The organism is Streptomyces sp. TLI_185, assembly GCF_003814765.1.
Taxonomy (GTDB): domain Bacteria; phylum Actinomycetota; class Actinomycetes; order Streptomycetales; family Streptomycetaceae; genus Streptomyces.
Window position 1 is genome coordinate 3,712,842 of sequence record NZ_RKRB01000001.1, and the last position, 17,038, is coordinate 3,729,879.

Annotated in this window: 15 protein-coding genes; 1 reads left to right on the forward strand and 14 read right to left on the reverse strand. The window is 69.3% G+C overall.

What is annotated here, in order from left to right; all coding sequences use genetic code 11:
• Positions 1–74: 74 nt before the first annotated feature.
• Both EDD92_RS16960 and EDD92_RS16965 read right to left on the reverse strand, forming a co-directional pair.
• Positions 75–839, reverse strand: coding sequence for a TIGR03936 family radical SAM-associated protein (locus EDD92_RS16960; RefSeq protein WP_123965102.1), 765 nt, complete (start codon positions 837–839; stop codon positions 75–77).
• A gap of 48 nt (positions 840–887) precedes the next feature.
• Positions 888–1,967, reverse strand: a complete 1,080-nt coding sequence (locus EDD92_RS16965; protein ID WP_123965103.1) for a hypothetical protein — start codon at positions 1,965–1,967, stop codon at positions 888–890.
• 122 nt (positions 1,968–2,089) lie between these two features.
• Between EDD92_RS16965 and EDD92_RS16970 the strand changes: the two genes are divergently transcribed.
• Positions 2,090–2,785: a DUF899 family protein gene (locus tag EDD92_RS16970; protein ID WP_123965104.1), complete on the forward strand. Its 696-nt coding sequence runs from the start codon at positions 2,090–2,092 to the stop codon at positions 2,783–2,785.
• On the opposite strand, the gene EDD92_RS16975 is transcribed toward EDD92_RS16970, so the two are convergent.
• The 12 genes from EDD92_RS16975 to EDD92_RS17030 form a co-directional block, all read right to left on the reverse strand.
• Positions 2,758–3,531, reverse strand: a complete 774-nt coding sequence (locus EDD92_RS16975) for a glycosyltransferase (RefSeq protein WP_123965105.1) — start codon at positions 3,529–3,531, stop codon at positions 2,758–2,760. The two genes, EDD92_RS16970 and EDD92_RS16975, sit on opposite strands and share 28 nt — an antisense overlap.
• Before the next feature lie 245 nt (positions 3,532–3,776).
• Positions 3,777–4,133, reverse strand: coding sequence for a carboxymuconolactone decarboxylase (locus EDD92_RS16980; protein WP_123965106.1), 357 nt, complete (start codon positions 4,131–4,133; stop codon positions 3,777–3,779).
• 134 nt (positions 4,134–4,267) lie between these two features.
• A complete protein-coding gene (locus EDD92_RS16985) occupies positions 4,268–6,241 on the reverse strand; it encodes a TIGR03960 family B12-binding radical SAM protein (RefSeq protein WP_123965107.1) in 1,974 nt (657 codons plus the stop codon).
• 93 nt (positions 6,242–6,334) lie between these two features.
• Positions 6,335–7,843 (reverse strand): CYTH and CHAD domain-containing protein, encoded by a 1,509-nt coding sequence (locus EDD92_RS16990; RefSeq protein WP_123965108.1) that lies wholly within the window; start codon positions 7,841–7,843, stop codon positions 6,335–6,337.
• Positions 7,844–8,013: 170 nt separating this feature from the next.
• Positions 8,014–9,213, reverse strand: a complete 1,200-nt coding sequence (gene rodA / locus EDD92_RS16995; protein ID WP_123965109.1) for a rod shape-determining protein RodA — start codon at positions 9,211–9,213, stop codon at positions 8,014–8,016.
• Positions 9,210–11,459, reverse strand: coding sequence for a penicillin-binding protein 2 (gene mrdA / locus EDD92_RS17000; protein WP_123965110.1), 2,250 nt, complete (start codon positions 11,457–11,459; stop codon positions 9,210–9,212). Before mrdA ends, rodA begins: the two co-directional genes overlap by 4 nt.
• 83 nt (positions 11,460–11,542) lie before the next feature.
• Positions 11,543–12,223: a rod shape-determining protein MreD gene (mreD, locus tag EDD92_RS17005; RefSeq protein ID WP_123965111.1), complete on the reverse strand. Its 681-nt coding sequence runs from the start codon at positions 12,221–12,223 to the stop codon at positions 11,543–11,545.
• A 13-nt stretch (positions 12,224–12,236) separates the two neighbouring features.
• Complete coding sequence (gene mreC / locus EDD92_RS17010) at positions 12,237–13,181, reverse strand: rod shape-determining protein MreC (RefSeq protein WP_123965112.1); 945 nt, start codon at positions 13,179–13,181, stop codon at positions 12,237–12,239.
• Positions 13,182–13,360: 179 nt separating this feature from the next.
• A complete protein-coding gene (locus EDD92_RS17015) occupies positions 13,361–14,380 on the reverse strand; it encodes a rod shape-determining protein (RefSeq protein WP_030934321.1) in 1,020 nt (339 codons plus the stop codon).
• Between the two features lie 300 nt (positions 14,381–14,680).
• Positions 14,681–15,094 (reverse strand): nucleoside-diphosphate kinase, encoded by a 414-nt coding sequence (ndk, locus tag EDD92_RS17020; protein ID WP_030934323.1) that lies wholly within the window; start codon positions 15,092–15,094, stop codon positions 14,681–14,683.
• A 71-nt stretch (positions 15,095–15,165) separates the two neighbouring features.
• Positions 15,166–15,534, reverse strand: a complete 369-nt coding sequence (locus EDD92_RS17025; RefSeq protein WP_123965113.1) for a DUF4233 domain-containing protein — start codon at positions 15,532–15,534, stop codon at positions 15,166–15,168.
• 6 nt (positions 15,535–15,540) lie between these two features.
• Positions 15,541–17,025, reverse strand: coding sequence for a folylpolyglutamate synthase/dihydrofolate synthase family protein (locus tag EDD92_RS17030; protein WP_123965114.1), 1,485 nt, complete (start codon positions 17,023–17,025; stop codon positions 15,541–15,543).
• Between the last annotated feature and the right edge of the window lie 13 nt (positions 17,026–17,038).

A 17,038-nucleotide genomic window follows, 5' to 3' on the forward strand; every position in this document is an offset into this window, starting at 1 on the left:
GGTGCGCTGCCCGACCCAGGTGGCTCCCGAGTACGAGGGCGACGCTTCGACGTCCGTCCTTCGCGGGACCTTCCTTACGCCGACGCCTTCGCGGCGGCAGCGGAATCGGCCGTGGGTCGGGCCGTCGCTGCCTCGCGGTCGGGCGCGAGCGGGTCGGTCACCGTGCCGGTCTCTTCATCGAGCAGCCCCTGCGCCAGCCTGGTCACCGCAGCGGGGACCGGCGGCGCCAGGTCGGCCACGGCGCGGAGACCGGACAGGACGTCGTCGGGTCGTACGGCAGGCGTCACGTGCCGAACAACCAGCCGCAGTATCGCACAGGGCTGGTCGGTCGGCCTATCAGCCGGATCACTATGCGTTTCAAGATGTACGACCGCGGGGCGGGCGTCGAAGGTCCGCACGCCGTTCTTGGTCATGCGCTGGACCTCGACGGCCTCGGCGGTGTTGAAGGCCGAAACGGCCCGCGCCGCCTCGGCCGGGTCCACGCCGTCCAGTCGCAGCTCCCACACGGAAGCCGTGAGCCGGTCGGCGAGCCCGGAGATCCGGGCCTCGACCGCATCGACGACGTCGAGCCCGGCGGGCAGCGACTCGTCGAGCAGAAGCCTCAGCTTCTCCGGATCCCGCGCCTCGGTGAGGGCGATCTCCAGATACTCCGCCTCACTGCCCGTGCCGGTGGGTGCGGCATTGGCGTACGACACCTTCGGATGCGGCGTGAACCCCGCCGAGTACGCCATGGGCACCTCGGCGCGGCGCAGCGCACGCTCGAAGGCGCGCTGGAAGTCACGGTGGCTGGTGAACCGGAGGCGGCCGCGCTTGGTGTAGCGCAGTCGGATGCGCTGCACCGCGGGTGCGGGCGGCGGGCCTTCGGGCTGTCGCTTGCCCAGTGTCGTTCAGTCCTTCGTGAGAGCGGTCGTACTGCTACCAAGAGTACGTGTCTCGCGGCCCGGAGGTTCCCGCCGGTCCACGGCCTCGGTCCGATCGGGCTCCCCGAAGAGCATCCGCCGGAAGTCGGCGCGCGCCTGTCGCGCGGACTCCCGGGCGGAGGCGAGCGCCAGCCGGGTGGCCCGCCCCATACTGCGCGCCGCCTCGGCGGCGGGCCGCAGCACGGCGTCCCGTACGACATGTCCGACGGGAGTGAGCACGGTCCGGTAGGCCCAGCGCACCGGCTCCACGAAGATCCACCGGAAGAGGGTCGCCAGAGCCCGCCCCACGGCGAGCGAGATCCGCCCTGCCACCCGCCAGGCATGCCCGATCGCCTGCCCCACCTCACGCCCGACGACGGCGAGGAACCGCCCGACGGGCACCAGCACCCACCGCCACAGCGCGAGCGCGGGCAGCACGAACAGCACCCGCCCCACCCAGTACAGCCCGATCCCGACCCCGGTGGCGACGGTGCGCGCGACCCAGGCGATCGCCCGGCCGACCGGCGCGAGCACCCACTCGTACACCCGCATCGCGGGAACGACGACGAGATACCGCACCAGCCACGCAGCCCCGGCGTACACACCGGCCCCGAGCAGGGCGAGCACCGCCCCGATCCCCCTGAGCAGCCACATCACGCCATGCCCGACGGGCGCGAGAACGCGCGCGTACACCCACACCAGGGCCTGCCCCAGCGGAGTCAGGACGTAGCGGTGGAACCACTTCAGCGGCACCACCACGAGCACGTTCCCGAGCCACCCCGACGCCCTGCCGAGCGGCACGACGACATACCGCCAAAGCCCCACGAAGGGCCATACGAACACGGCCCGCGCGACCCACAGCAACGCCCGTCCCACTGGCCGGAACACGGTGTTGTTCACAAACCGCCCGGCGACCACGAGCGCATCCCACACCATCCGCACCGGCACGACCAGCACGAGCACGACGATCCGCACGGGAAGACGGATCGCAACGACGAGGCACCCTTCGGGCGACTGCCGCGCGGGCTGCTGTTCGGGGTGTTCGGCGGGCGGCTTCTGCAGATCCATACCCCCACAGACGCCAGGGCCGCCCGTCCGGATCCCTCGTCGGTGCGCCGATGAGTTCCGGAGCCCGGCGGGGTCTACCTCCACACCAGCGAAAGTCACGCGCGAGCTCTGTGAGGGGAACCATGACCACCCACGCACTACCACCCGTCGTCGACGCCGCAACCTGGGAGCACAGGCTGGAGACACTGCGCGCCCGGGAGAAGGCCGCGACGCGGGAGCTCGACGCCATCGCCGCCGAGCGCCGCCGGCTGCCGATGGTCGAGATGCCCGACTACACCCTCGAGGGCGAGGACGGCCCCGTCCGGCTGGCGGACGTCTTCGAAGGCAGGAGGCAGCTGATCGTCTACAACCACATGTGGTTCGCCGGCCAGGAATGGCAGTGCCCGGGCTGCACGGGCTTCACCTCGCAGTACACCCGCCTGGAGTTCCTGGACAACTACGACGCGCGCTTCGTCGTCGTCACCCAGGGCCCCATCGAAGAGGCACTCGCCTACAAGCGGCGCGTCGGCAACCGCATGACCTGGTACTCGACCGCCAACAGCTCCTTCGGGACCGACGTCGGCGCACCGCCCGGCGGCGGATTCGCGGTCAACGTCTTCCTGCGCGACGGCGACACCGTCTTTCGCACCTGGCACACCAACGGCCGCGGCACCGAGCAGATCGGTCACAGCTTCGCGCTGATCGATCTCCTCCCATACGGCCGCCAGGAGGAATGGCAGGACTCACCCGAGGGCTGGCCCCAGTCCCCCACCTACAGCCGGTGGGCATCGTCCAAGGACATCGCTGCGCTCTACGGCCCGGGCTCCGGCGACAGCTGAACCCCGGTGTCGGCCCACGCCCGGATCGCCTCCGCATGTTCACGGATCAGGGACATACGGGCCTCCCACTCCGCCCCGCTGCGATGGTCGGGGTGGGCGGTGATCTGGCCGCCGTGCTTGCGGTAGGCAAGTCCGGTCTCGCCGATGAACCATCCGTCCGCCAAGGCGTCCAGACCGAGCAGGAGCCCGGTGTCGCCCGAGGCGGGCAGGGCCATCCAGCCGCCCAGCAGCGCCAGCAGGGAGCGCCTCACGCACAGGGTGGCGGGATGGACCTGCGGCCGGTGGTGCTCGGCCCAGAAGCCGAACGCGCTTCCCCTGGGGAGCCGGCCCGGTTGCGGGTCGCTCGATTCGAACGAGACGGTGCTGCCGTCCTCGAGGAGATCGACGACCCGCGACGTGGTCCAGCCGACCGAGGCGTCCTCCTCCAGCACGGCGATGTCCCGGGCGAGAGTGCCGGCGGTGAGCTGGTCATCGGCGTCCAGCGTCTTCACATAGGCACCGGTCGAGCGCGCGAACGCCATGGTCCGTGCCACGTGCGGGCCGCCGGCGCGGGACGCCGCAACCCGGATCCGCGGATCGTCGGCCGGCAGATACGACTGTGCACGTACGTCGCTGCCGTCCTCCTGTACACACCACTCCCACGACCATCCGCCGGGAAGTTCCTGGTCGAGCAGGGAGGCGTAGGCGTCAGGAAGGAAACCGACAGCGCCGCCGTGTACCGGGGTGACGATGGAGACGACGGGCACGAAGTCCCCTCCTGATTCGCGCTGATCTTCTGTTCGGAGCCCACCCTACGGACCGGGACGACCGAACCGGACAACCAGGTGTGAGAACGGCCCCGGGCCGGTCGCCATGCATGTCCGCCATGAATGTCTCGATCGCGACGGTGGCCGAGTACGTGGGCACGACCGTGACCGGCATCCAGGGCGCGATCACGGCCTACACCCTCGTCATGGCGATGTTCATGATCCCCGGCGGCAAGGTCGGGGCGTCAGGACTTGCCCTGGCTCCTGGCCGATTCATCGGCCATCGCTTCGGCGTCCGACTCGGCCACCGCGACGGCAAAGCCGAGCGCCTCGGTGATGTGGCCTGCCGCCGCCATGACACGCGCCGTGCCGACAACGGGGGCGATCGCGACAAGAACGTCCTGCACCTGCTCAAGCGTCAGATTGGCCTTGAGCGCAGGACCGACGTGGGCAAGGTACGAGATCGCCGGTGCGTCCATGGCCACGAGCGCTGCGATGCGGGTGAGGATCAGCGACCCCTCATCCATTCCGCAGCGCTCGATCGAGTCGAGGGTCATGGCAGCGAGCGTGTCCAGAACGGGGGCGTCTGAGGTAGCGGCCATCTCGGGACCACCTTCCGGTGCAGTACGGTGCCGACACGCGGCACGCGCAGAGCACAACGCCCACGCGCCGACTGCTTGCCCTTCCACCATATGGACCCCCCGAGCCCCCCGCATGCCGGGCTGCGCCGGTGTCCTCAGTGCACGTGCCCACTCGGGGCCGCCGCAGCGTTCTTCACCGTCAGCGGCAGCAGCTTCTTGCCCGTCGGGCCGATCTGGATATGCGTGTCCATCTGCGGGCACACCCCACAGTCGAAGCACGGCGTCCACCGGCAGTCCTCGACCTCCGTCTCGTCGAGGGCGTCCTGCCAGTCCTCCCAGAGCCAGTCCTTGTCGAGGCCCGAGTCGAGGTGGTCCCAGGGCAGGACCTCCTCGTACGCCTTCTCGCGCGTGGTGTACCAGTCGACGTCCACGCCGAAGGCGGGCAGCACCTTTTCCGCGCAGCTCATCCAGCGGTCGTAGGAGAAGTGCTCGCGCCAGCCGTCGAAGCGGCCGCCGTCCTCGTAGACGGCGCGGATGACGGGGCCGATGCGGCGGTCGCCGCGGGAGAGGAGGCCCTCTACGATGCCGGGCTTGCCGTCGTGGTAGCGGAAGCCGATCGAGCGGCCGTACTTCTTGTCGCCGCGGATCTTGTCACGGAGCTTTTCGAGGCGGGCGTCCGTCTCCTCGGCGGAGAGCTGGGGAGCCCACTGGAACGGCGTGTGGGGCTTGGGGACGAAGCCGCCGATCGAGACCGTGCAGCGGATGTCGTTCTGGCCGGAGACCTTGCGACCCTCGGCGATCACGTTCATCGCCATGTCGGCGATCTGCAGGACGTCCTCGTCCGTCTCCGTCGGCAGGCCGCACATGAAGTACAGCTTCACCTGACGCCAGCCGTTGCCGTAGGCGGTGGAGACCGTCCTGATCAGGTCCTCTTCCGAGACCATCTTGTTGATGACCTTGCGCATGCGCTCCGAGCCGCCCTCGGGGGCGAAGGTGAGGCCGGAACGGCGGCCGTTGCGCGTGAGCTCGTTCGCCAGGTCGACGTTGAAAGCGTCCACACGGGTGGAGGGGAGGGACAGACCGATCTTGTCCTCCTCGTACCGGTCCGCGAGGCCCTTGGCGATGTCGCCGATCTCGCTGTGGTCCGCGGAGGACAGGGAGAGGAGGCCGACCTCCTCGAAACCCGTCGCCTTCAGGCCCTTCTCCACCATGTCGCCGATGCCCGTGATGGAACGCTCGCGGACCGGGCGCGTGATCATGCCGGCCTGGCAGAAGCGGCAGCCGCGGGTGCAGCCGCGGAAGATCTCCACCGACATCCGCTCGTGGACGGTCTCGGCCAGCGGGACGAGGGGCTGCTTGGGGTACGGCCACTCGTCGAGGTCCATGACGGTGTGCTTGGAGACGCGCCACGGCACGCCCGACTTGTTCGGTACGACACGGGCGATACGGCCGTCGGGGAGGTACTCCACGTCGTAGAACGCGGGGATGTAGACCGAGCCCGTCTTCGCGAGGCGGAACAGGACCTCCTCGCGGCCGCCGGGGCGGCCCTCCGCCTTCCAGTCACGGATGATCTTCGTCATGTCCAGCACGGCCTGCTCGCCGTCGCCGATGATCGCCGCGTCGATGAAGTCCGCGATCGGCTCGGGGTTGAAGGCCGCGTGGCCGCCGGCCAGGACGATCGGGTCGTCCAGTCCCCTGTCCTTGGACTCCAGGGGGATTCCGGCGAGGTCCAGCGCCGTCAGCATGTTCGTGTAGCCGAGCTCCGTGGAGAAGCTCAGCCCGAACACGTCGAAGGCCTTCACCGGCCGGTGGCTGTCCACCGTGAACTGCGGGACGGCGTGCTCCCGCATCAGCGCCTCCAGGTCCGGCCACACGCTGTAGGTGCGCTCGGCGAGGACGCCCTCCTGCTCGTTCAGGACCTCGTAGAGGATCATGACGCCCTGGTTGGGCAGCCCGACCTCGTAGGCGTCCGGGTACATGAGCGCCCAGCGGACGTCACAGGACTCCCACGGCTTGACCGTGGAGTTGAGCTCTCCGCCGACGTACTGGATCGGCTTCTGCACATGCGGGAGCAGAGCTTCGAGCTGCGGGAACACAGACTCGGCGGCCGCAGCGACTTCGGCAGACATCTCGCGAACCTTCGTGGGGTGGGCTGATGGGACGACCTGAACTGACAGGGGTGACCATCTAGCCTAACGCGGCCGTGCACCCGCCCCGACCGCTCAGACCTGCATCCCGTCCTTGACCTCCCGCCAGGCGGCCGGCACCTGTGTCTCCACGGCCGTGGCGCGCGCCTCCTCGCGGCCGTAGAGGACTCCGTACGTGAACGAGCTCTCCCCCGCCGCGTGGGCCACGGCGGACAGCTCGCGCAGGGTCTGGCGGGTCATGAAGCTGTCCTGGTGGTCGCCGAGCAGGCTCTGGAGGGACTTCATCGACTTGGTCAGCGCGGTCGCCGGGCTGCCGAGGGCCGGTGCGGCGGCCTCCGCCGAGTACCGCGTCCGCTTGGCCTTCTTGCGGGCCTCGTGCAGGGCGAGGTCGCGTTCGTGGCCGGGTTCCAGGGCGATGGCCTGCTCGACCAGCTCGGACAGCTTTCCGAAGTCCTTCCGTACGGCCTTGGCGATCACCTTCTCCGGCTTTCCGGCGGCCGCCTCCAGCACCGGCGGGTCCGCGACCAGCGCGTCCAGGCTGTCGAGCAGCTTCAGATAGCGCTGGGAGTCCAGGACGCCGGTCAGACGGCGGCGGGATCCGCCGTGGCGGGCGTTCATCCAGGTGCGCAGCCGGGTGCGGATGGGGCCGGAGAGCAGTGTCCTGGGCAGTTCGTCCAGGGCCGCCGACAGTCGCTCGGTCAGCACCTCCCGGTCCCGGTCCACGCCGAGCTCGCCGGCCAGCCACTTCAGTTCGACGCCGATGGGGTCGGTGACCGTCCGGTCGAGGACCTTGCCGTACGAGCGGAAGGCGCTGCGCATACGGCGGGTGGCGACGCGCATGCGGTGCACGGAGTCGTACACGTCCTGGCGTACGGCAGGGTCGAGTTCGATGATCGCGTCGCGCTGCTCGCGGACGTAGGCGAGGACGTGCTCGCCGGCCGTCACGGGCGGCTTCACCTGCTGCTGCTTCTTCCCGCGCCTCTTCTTCGGCGCGGTCTCCGCCAGGGCACGGGCCAGCTTGGAAGCCGATGCGGAGGGTCGTACGCCCGCCTTGCGCAGCCGCTTGTCGACCTTGTCGAGGAAGGCGGGGTCGCCGCCGTCGGCGAGTTCCACCTCCAGCTCTGTCCACTGGGCCGAACCGCCGTCGCCGGTGAGCCGTTCGGCGCGTACGGCGTCCACGCTGACCTCTGCGAGCAGCCGGCCCCCGGCATCGACGAGGTCGCGGACGTCGCGGTCGGAGCGCAGCCGGACCACGGGCAGCAGCTCGGCGTCGCGGACCCGGGAGCGGACCAGGCCGGCGAGGCTGCGCGGGACGGTGTCGGAGAGCGGCGCCTGGATCTCGTCGCGGACGCCGGGGGCGACCGGGAACTTCAGGTGCCAGCCCGCGTCGGAACCCCCGGTGCGGCGGCGCAGGGTGATCGATGACGCGGCGAGGCGTTCGTCGGAGGTGTCGTAGTAGGTGGCGTCCAGATGCGCGACCCCTTTGTCGACGACCGCGTCGACACCGGCGACGCCGGTCAGGTCGGGCAGGCCGCTGTCCTCGGACTCGTACTTCCGCTCGATCTCCCGCTTTGTGTCCGCCATGAACCGAATCTAGTTGCTGCCGGGCCGGGACGACAGAGGCCGCATCTTTCAGCCCGTCCGGCGTTTGAGGACGAGGCCGTTCAGGCCGAAGGGGGGGGGTCCGGGGGCACAGCCCCCAGGGCCGCAACCCCCCTCTCACCCGCACCGTACCCGGCGCAACCGCCGGAGGCCTACGCCGACATGGGCCTCTGCACCCTGATCGACTGCAGCAGCCCCACCGCCATCCACACCGCGAACATCGACGAGCCGCCGTACGACACGAAGGGCAGTGGCAGGCCGGTGACCGGCATGATGCCGAGGGTCATGCCGATGTTCTCGAAGGTCTGGAAGGCGAACCAGGCGACGATCCCGGCGGCGACGACCGTGCCGTACAGCTCGGTCGAGTCGCGGGCAATGCGGCAGGCCCGCCACAGGACCACGCCGAGCAGGAGGATGATCAGCCCCGCGCCGACGAAGCCCAGTTCCTCGCCCGCGACCGTGAAGACGAAGTCCGTCTGCTGCTCGGGCACGAACTGGCCGGTGGTCTGCGAGCCGTGGAAGAGGCCGGCGCCGGTCAGACCGCCCGAACCGATCGCGATGCGCGCCTGGTTGGTGTTGTAGCCGACGCCCGCCGGGTCGAGGCTGGGGTTGGCGAAGGCCGCGAAGCGGTTGATCTGGTACTCGTCCAGGATGTGCAGCTGCCAGATGGCGATGCAGCCGACGACGCCGGCCGTGATCAGGCCGAAGACCCAGCGGTTGGAGGCGCCGGAGGCGAGCAGCACGCCCAGGATGATGGTCACCAGGACCAGGACCGTGCCGAGGTCGGGCATGAGCAGCACGATCAGGATGGGTACGGCGGCCAGGCCCAGGGACTGCAGGACCGTGCGGTGGTCGGGGTACGGTCTGTCGCCCGCGTCCACCCGGGCGGCGAGCAGCATCGCCATGCCCAGGATGATCGTGACCTTCACGAACTCGGCGGGCTGCAGGGAGAAGCCGCCGCCGAAGACGATCCAGTTGCGGCTGCCGTTGATGGTGGCGCCGAGCGGGGTGAGCACCAGCAGGATCAGGAACACCGAGGCGCCGTACAGGATCGGGACGGCGGTGCGCAGGGTGCGGTGGCCGAGCCAGACCGTGCCGGCCATCAGGGCGAACCCGATGCCGGTGTTCACGATGTGCCGGATGAGGAAGTAGTACTGGTCGCCCTGGTTGATCTCGGTGCGGTTGCGGGTCGCCGAGAAGACCAGCACCGAGCCGATCGCCGAGAGCGCGAGGGCCGCCAGCAGCATCGGCCAGTCCAGGCGGCGGGCCACCGAGTCACGGGCGAAGATGCGGGTCCAGCCGGCGCGCCGGGGGCCGTACCCGGGGACGGAGAAGCTGCCTGCACCGGTCATGTGAGCATCCTCCGGCTTCCCCGCCTGCGCGGCCGCCTGCGGGTGGTCCGGTTGGTCGACGTGGGCGAGGCCGTGGTCGCGGCGGGCTGGGTGCCGCCCGGGGAGGGGCTGGCGTTGTCGTTGGCGTGGAGTTCCTTGGCCGGGTCCTTGGGCACCTTCGGCGAGGCGATCGTGCCGTCCGTCTTGACCTTGGGCAGGCCCTTCTGCGGGCTGGGCAGCAGTGCCTTCTTGTTGTCGATCGAGCCGTCGGGCTGGACGCCGTAGAGAGCGCTGTAGATGCTGCGGACGGCCTCACCGGAGGCACCGGAACCCGTACCGGCCTGGGCGATCGTCATGACGACCGAGTAGTCCTTGGAGTACGTCGCGAGCCATGAGGTGGTCTGCTTGCCGTAGACCTCCGCGGTACCGGTCTTGGCGTGCAGCGTGATCTTGTCCTGTGGCCAGCCCTTGAACTTCCAGGCGGCGGTACCGGCGGTGATGACGCCCGCGAGGGCCTTGTCGATGCCCTTGTGCGTGGCCTCGCTGATCGGGAGCTTGCGCAGGACCTGGGGCTTGATCTCCTTGACCGTCCTGCCGTCGGCGCTGATGATCGCCTTGCCGATGGTCGGGACGTGCTCGGTGCCGCCGTTGGCGAGAGCCCCGTAGATCGTGGCCTCCTGGATCGGGGTGAGAAGGGTGTCACCCTGGCCGATGGAGTAGTTGATCGAGTCGCCCTCGCGCATCTTGTAGCCTTCGAGGCACCCCTCGTACTCGATCCTCTGGACGTAAGTGCCGCCCTTTTTGCCGCTCTTGCACCAGGCGTCCTTGTTGGCCTTCCAGTAGTCCTCCTTCCACTTGCGGTCGGGGACGCGGCCGGTGACCTCGTTCGGGAGGTCGATGCCCGTCTGCTTGCCGAGGCCGAACTGGTGGGCGGTCTTGTAGAAGTAGTCCTTGGGCTCGCCCTTCTTCGGGTTGATGCCGCCGTCCTTCTTCCACTCGCGGTCGGCGAGGCCGTAGAAGACGGTGTCGCAGGAGACTTCCAGGGCCCGGCCCAGCGAGATGGGGCCGAAGCTCTCGCCCTCGAAGTTCTTGAAGACCTGACCGCCCACCGAGTACGAGCTGGTGCAGGGGTAGCCGCCGTCCCAGGCGTAGCCGGCCTGGACCGCGGCGGCCGTGGAGACCACCTTGAAGGTCGAACCCGGCGCGGACTGACCCTGTATGGCCCGATTGAGCAGCGGGTAGTCGGAATCCTTGCCGGTGAGCTGCTTGTAGTCCTTGGCGGAGATGCCGCCGACCCAGACGTTCGGGTCGTACGTCGGTGCGGACGCCATGGCGACGATACGGCCGGTCTTGGCCTCCATCACGATGACGGCACCCGAGTCGGCCTTGTACTTCTCGCCGGTGACCTTGTCGTACTGGCCGCGGGCGATCTTCATCGCGTTGTGCAGTTCGTACTCGGCGACCCGCTGGACGCGGGAGTCGATGCTGGTGACGAGGGTCGAACCGGCCTCGGCGGGATCGGACTTGGCCTTGCCGATGACGCGGCCGAGGTTGTCGACCTCGTAGCGGGTGACGCCGGCCTTGCCGCGCAGTTCCTTGTCGTACTGGCGCTCCAGGCCGGAGCGGCCGACCTGGTCGGAGCGGAGATAGGGCGAGTCGGTGTCCTTGGCCTTCTGGATCTCGTCGTCGGTGACGGGCGAGAGATAGCCGAGGACCTGCGCGGTGTTGGACTTGCCGGGGCCCGGGTAGCGGCGCAGCGCCTCGGGCTCGGCGGTGATGCCGGGGAAGTCCTCGGAGCGCTCGCGGATCTGCATGGCCTGGCGGGGCGTGGCCTCGTCGGTGATGGGGATCGGCTGGAAGGGCGAGCCGTTCCAGCAGGGCTGGGGGGTCTTGGCGTCGCACAGCCGGACCCGCTGCATGACCTCCTTGGGCTTCATGCCCAGGACCTTGGCCAGCTTGGTGAGGACGGCCTTGCCGTCGTCCTTCATCTTCAGCAGGTCGGTGCGGGAGGCGGAGACCACGAGGCGGGTCTCGTTGTCGGCGAGCGCCACACCGCGCGCGTCCAGGATCGAGCCGCGTACGGCGGGATCGACGACCTGCTGGACGTGGTTGCCGGACGCCTCCTTGGCGTACTCGCTGCCCTCGCGGATCTGCAGGTACCACAGCCGGCCGCCGAGCGTGCCGAGCAGGGAGAGGACGAGGATCTGGATGACGACGAGCCGGATCTGGACCCTTGGGGTCCGTCCGGTCTCGGGAATGTTGGTCACTGCGGCTGCCTCCCCCTCTCAGTGTGTGTACGTGTCATATACGACGGAGCTGTGAATACCGCCCGCCGCCAACTCCCGCCTCGTCACAGCCGCTTGACCCCCTTGATGCGGCCCACACGGGCGGTGCGGGTACGGGCCTTGGTCTTCAGGCTGCCGAGGCCGCCGCGCTGACCGCCGAGCTTGAGACCCGTCCCGGCGGAGATCCAGCCGGAGGTGATGTCGGTGGCCTTCTTCGACGGGGAGTTGGCCTCGGCGAGCGGGTCGTTGTCCGCGCGCCGGGCCAGGGCCATGATCCCGGGGACCACGAAGGGGGCGAGCAGCAGGTCGTACAGGGCCGCCGAGAACAGCAGGCTGACGAGGCCCACATGCCGGGCGGCGGTGTCGCCGACGAGGGCGCCGACACCGGCGTACAGCATGGTCGAGCCGACGGCGGCGGCGACCACGACGATCATGGGACCGGTGGCCGACTTGAGCCGCCCGTTCTCCGGTCTGGCCAGCCCGGCCAGGTAGCCGATGACGCACAGCACCAGGGCGTAGCGGCCGGCGGCGTGGTCGGCGGGCGGGGCCAGGTCGGCGAGCAGGCCCGCGCCGAAGCCGACGAGGGCGCCGCCGACATGGCCGTAGACCAGGGCCAGGCCCAGCACGGTGAGCAGCAGCAAGTCGGGGACGGCGCCCGGCAGATGGAGCCGGGCGAGGACGCTCACCTGGACCACCAGGGCTACGACGACCAGGGCCGAGGAGAGCAGGATCCGGTTGACGCGCATGGGGATTCAGCTCCTACTGCTGCTGGGTCTGGCCGTCGAGGGACGCGCTCGGGGACGGGGTCACCGTGACGGTGACCGTCGGTGTGGGCGTCGGCTGGGGCTTGTCGGGGAGCACCGTGTCGCGCGGGTCCTTCTTCGGGGTCTCCACGACGACGCCGACGATGTCGAGCTTGGAGAAGCTGACGTACGGCGTGACGTAGAGGGTGCGGGTGAGGTTGCCGCCGGACGGGTCGACGCGGGAGACCACGCCGACCGGGACTCCCGGCACGAAGGGCTTGTCGGCCTCGGAGCCGAAGGTGACCAGCCGGTCGCCCTTCTTCACGTCCGCCTTGGAGTTGAGCAGTTCCACCCGGAGCGGGCGGTCGCCCTGCCCGGTGGCGAAGCCGAGCTCGTCGCTGCCCTCCATGCGGGTGCCGACGGTGAAGTCCGGGTCGTTGGCGAGCAGGACGGTCGAGGCGTCGGGGCCGACGTTGGTGACCCGTCCGACCAGGCCGTCGCCGTTCAGCACGGTCATGTCCCGCTTGATGCCGTCGGCCGCGCCGACGTCGATGGTGATCGTCCAGGAGAAGCCCTGGGCCGCTCCTATGGCGATGACCTGGGCGCCCTTGATGCCGTACTGGCCCTCGGCGGAGACCTTCAGCATCTTGTCGAGCTGTTTGAGGCGGCTGCGGTTGCGGTCGTCGCTGCCGAGTTTCGACTTGAGGGCCGCGTTCTCCGTCTCCAGACGGGCGAGCCGGTCGTGCCGGGTGCCCGAGTCACGGACCGCGGAGACGGCGTTGCCGACCGGGTTGACCGCCGACGACATGCCGTCCTCGATCGGGCCGAACACGGTGGCCGCGACCTGGCGCGCACCGTCGACCGGTGAGTCCTCACCGCCGCGGATGTCCACCGTGATCAGCGCGAACGCGATGGCGATCAGCAGCACCAGGAGCAGCCGGCTCTCTCGTGTGTCCCTCACGTGCGGCGGCCGTGCCTTCCTCATAGGAATGTGCAGAGGTTCAGGTGTTCAGTTCAGGTGGGCAGTTCCAGCGTGCAGAGGCTTATGGGCGAGCTTATGCCTCTATATCAACTGCCTCTATATCAACGATCCGCCGCACGAGAGGAGATCGTCCCGTACGGCGGAATCGAAGAGTTATGTCATCTGCGCGGCTGGGCGTCCAGCACCTGCTGGAGCGCCTCGAACTCCTCGACGCACTTGCCCGAGCCGAGCGCCACGCTGTCCAGGGGGTCCTCGGCGATGTGGATCGGCATCCCGGTCTCCCGGCGCAGCCGCTCGTCGAGCCCTTTCAAGAGCGCCCCGCCGCCCGTCAGCACGATCCCCCGGTCCATGATGTCGCCGGACAGCTCCGGCGGGCACTTGTCGAGGGTCGTCTTGACGGCGTCGACGATGGCGTTGACCGGCTCCTCGATCGCCTTGCGCACTTCGGCGGCAGAGATGACGACGGTCTTGGGCAGTCCGGAGACGAGGTCCCGGCCACGGATCTCGGTGTGCTGGTCGTCGTCGAGGTCGTACGCGGAACCGATCGTGATCTTGATCTGCTCGGCCGTCCGCTCACCGAGAAGGAGCGAGTACTCCTTCTTGATGTGCTGGATGATCGCGTTGTCCAGTTCGTCGCCCGCGACGCGGATGGACTGGGCGGTGACGATGCCGCCGAGCGAGATGACCGCGACCTCCGTGGTGCCGCCGCCGATGTCCACCACCATGTTGCCCGTGGCCTCGTGGACCGGCAGGCCGGAGCCGATGGCCGCCGCCATCGGCTCCTCGATGATGTGCACCTGACGAGCACCGGCCTGGGACGACGCCTCGATGACGGCGCGGCGCTCGACGCCCGTGATGCCGGAGGGGACGCACACGACGACGCGCGGACGCGCCAGATACCGCCGCTTGTGGATCTTCAGGATGAAGTAGCGGAGCATCCGCTCGGTGATCTCGAAGTCGGCGATGACACCGTCCTTCAGCGGCCGCACGGCAACGATGTTGCCGGGGGTCCGCCCGATCATCTTCTTGGCCTCGGCACCGACTGCCAGAATTCCACCGGTGTTCGTGTTGATCGCGACGACGGACGGCTCGTTGAGTACGATCCCGCGACCCCTGACGTACACCAGCGTGTTGGCGGTCCCGAGGTCGACAGCCATGTCACGGCCGATGAACGACATTGAGTTCCCCATCAGGATTCGTCTGGCCTTCCTGGGAGCTTTTGAGGGCATTTCAGGTCGGCGAAGTGGGTGCTGTGACGTGAAGGCTTCCATCGTAGACGCGCCTGCACGAACACTGCGCGAGGGTCTTCGCCATTGTCAGCAGATGAAGTGTCGCCTCGCTTGTGGAGACGGCCCATCGGGGGCACTCGTTCCCCCGATCGGCACGCATATGCCAGAGGACGGCCGGAAACTCTCGGCCGCCCCAGGTCAGAAGGGCGAGCGACCTGACGGTCACTCAAAAATTCATAGGTTCGTCGCTCAACCGCGGCCGGGGAAAAAGATCTTCACCTCGCGCTCGGCGGACTCCTCGGAGTCGGAGGCGTGGATCAGGTTCTCGCGGACGATCACGCCGTAGTCGCCGCGGATGGAACCGGGGGCGGCGGCGATCGGGTCGGTCGGACCGGCCAGGGCGCGCAGCCCCTCGATGACCCGCTCGCCCTCGACGATCAGCGCGACGACCGGACCGGAGGCCATGAACTCCACCAGCGGCTCGTAGAAGGGCTTGCCCTTGTGCTCGCCGTAGTGCTGCTCCAGGGTCTCCTGGTCCAGGGTGCGCAGCTCCAGCGCGGTGATCTGCCAGCCGGCCTTGCGCTCGATACGGCTGATGATCTCGCCGGTCAGGCCACGGCGGACCGCGTCGGGCTTGAGCAGGACGAGGGTGCGCTGGGTCACTGCGGGCTCCTATGGAAGATCAAGGATGGTGCGGGGGTGTTCGAAGATTACAGGGCGTGTCCGGGCCCTTGTCACACAGCGTCAGGTGTGGAGGAGCCTGTCGAGCCGGACTGTGCCGCGGCGAACCGCGCCTTCGCCTCGTCGATCTTTCTTCCGTAGTGCACCGAGGCCCACCACAGGGCCGCGAAGACCGCACCCAGGAAGAACATCGTCGGAACGACGAAACCGGAGGCGACGAGGGCGACCTGGAGGGCCCAGCCGAAAGCGATGCCGCCCGGACGCGTCACGACACCGCACAGCGCCACGCACAGGAACATCGCGATGCCGCTGACCATCCAGACCGTCGACGTGGACAGGTCGGGGTCCTTCATGGCGACGAGTCCGGCGAAGCCGATCACGAAGAACTCGCCGATCAGGGTCGAAGCACAGAGCGTACGCACGAGTTGTCAGCCCCTCCCCAGCAGCAGCCGGGCCTCGCCGACGGTGATGACGGAACCGGTCACGAGCACGCCGCCGCCCGCGAACTCGCCCTCCTCCTCGGCCAGCGTGATCGCGGCCTCCAGGGCGTCCGGCAGCCGCGGCTCGACCTGGACGCGGTCGTCGCCGAACACCTCCACGGCGATCGCGGCGAGCTCGTCGGCGTCCATCGCGCGGTGGCTGGAGTTCTGCGTGACGACGACCTCGGCGAAGATCGGCTCGAAGGCCTCCAGCAGTCCTCGTACGTTCTTGTCGCCGCTCGCCCCGACGACACCGATGAGCCGGCTGAAGTCGAAGGCCTCGCCGACCGCCTCGGCGGTCGCGCGGGCGCCTGCCGGGTTGTGGGCCGCGTCCAGGACCACGGTCGGGGACCGCCGTACGACTTCGAGCCGCCCCGGCGACGAGACGGCCGCAAAGGCCTTGCGGACGGTGTCGATGGCGAGGGGTTCGGGCCGCTCGGAGCCGACCCCGAAGAACGCCTCTACGGCGGCCAGCGCGACGGCGGCATTGTGCGCCTGGTACGGGCCGTGGAGCGGGAGGTACACCTCGTCGTACTCGCCGCCCAGCCCGCGCAGGGTGAGCAACTGTCCGCCGACCGCGACCTGACGTGACACGACCCCGAACTCCAGCCCCTCACGGGCCACGGTGGCGTCGACCTCGACGGCCTTCTTCAGCAGCACCTGGGCCGCGTCCACCGGCTGCTGGGCCAGGATGACCGTCGCGTCCTGCTTGACGATGCCGGCCTTCTCCGTGGCGATCGCGGCGGGCGTCTCACCGAGGCGGTCGGTGTGGTCGAGGTCGATGGGGGTGACCACGGCGACGTCCCCGTCGATGACGTTGGTGGCGTCCCAGGAGCCGCCCATCCCCACTTCCACCACGGCGACGTCGACGGGCGCGTCCGCGAAGGCCGCGTACGCCATGCCCGTCAGCACCTCGAAGAAGGACAGCCGGTACTCCTGCTGTGCGTCGACCATCTCGATGTACGGCTTGATGTCGTTGTACGTCTCGATGAAACGCTCGGCCGAGATCGGGGCGCCGTCGAGACTGATGCGCTCGGTGATCGACTGGACGTGCGGCGAGGTGTAGCGGCCGGTGCGCAGTTCGAAGGCGCCGAGCAGGGCCTCGATCATGCGGGCGGTGGAGGTCTTGCCGTTGGTGCCGGTGATGTGGATCGAGGGGTACGAGCGCTGCGGCTCGCCCAGGACGTCCATCAGCGCGGCGATACGGCTGACCGAGGGCTCGAGCTTGGTCTCGCCCCAGCGGGTGGCGAGCTCCGCCTCGACCTCGCGCAGGGCCTTGTCGACCTCGGGGTCCTCCGGGCGCGCGGGGACGTCTGCCTCCGGCGGGCCGCCCTGGGTGCGCAGGGTGCGGCTGCCGGCCTCGATCACCGCGAGGTCGGGGTCGCGGTCGGTCTCGGCGGCGACGATGTCGTCGAAGGGGTCGCTTTCACTCACGGGGCCAGTCTAC

Bases quoted from the DNA above. Each gene is read 5' to 3' on its own strand.
- EDD92_RS16990 (WP_123965108.1), bottom strand. From the start codon at position 7,843: ATGGCGGACACAAAGCGGGAGATCGAGCGGAAGTACGAGTCCGAGGAC.
- EDD92_RS16970 (WP_123965104.1), top strand. From the start codon at position 2,090: ATGACCACCCACGCACTACCACCCGTCGTCGACGCCGCAACCTGGGAG.
- mreD (WP_123965111.1), bottom strand. From the start codon at position 12,223: ATGCGCGTCAACCGGATCCTGCTCTCCTCGGCCCTGGTCGTCGTAGCC.
- EDD92_RS16985 (WP_123965107.1), bottom strand. From the start codon at position 6,241: ATGTCTGCCGAAGTCGCTGCGGCCGCCGAGTCTGTGTTCCCGCAGCTC.
- EDD92_RS17015 (WP_030934321.1), bottom strand. From the start codon at position 14,380: ATGTCGTTCATCGGCCGTGACATGGCTGTCGACCTCGGGACCGCCAAC.
- EDD92_RS16965 (WP_123965103.1), bottom strand. From the start codon at position 1,967: ATGGATCTGCAGAAGCCGCCCGCCGAACACCCCGAACAGCAGCCCGCG.
- rodA (WP_123965109.1), bottom strand. From the start codon at position 9,213: ATGACCGGTGCAGGCAGCTTCTCCGTCCCCGGGTACGGCCCCCGGCGC.
- EDD92_RS16980 (WP_123965106.1), bottom strand. From the start codon at position 4,133: ATGGCCGCTACCTCAGACGCCCCCGTTCTGGACACGCTCGCTGCCATG.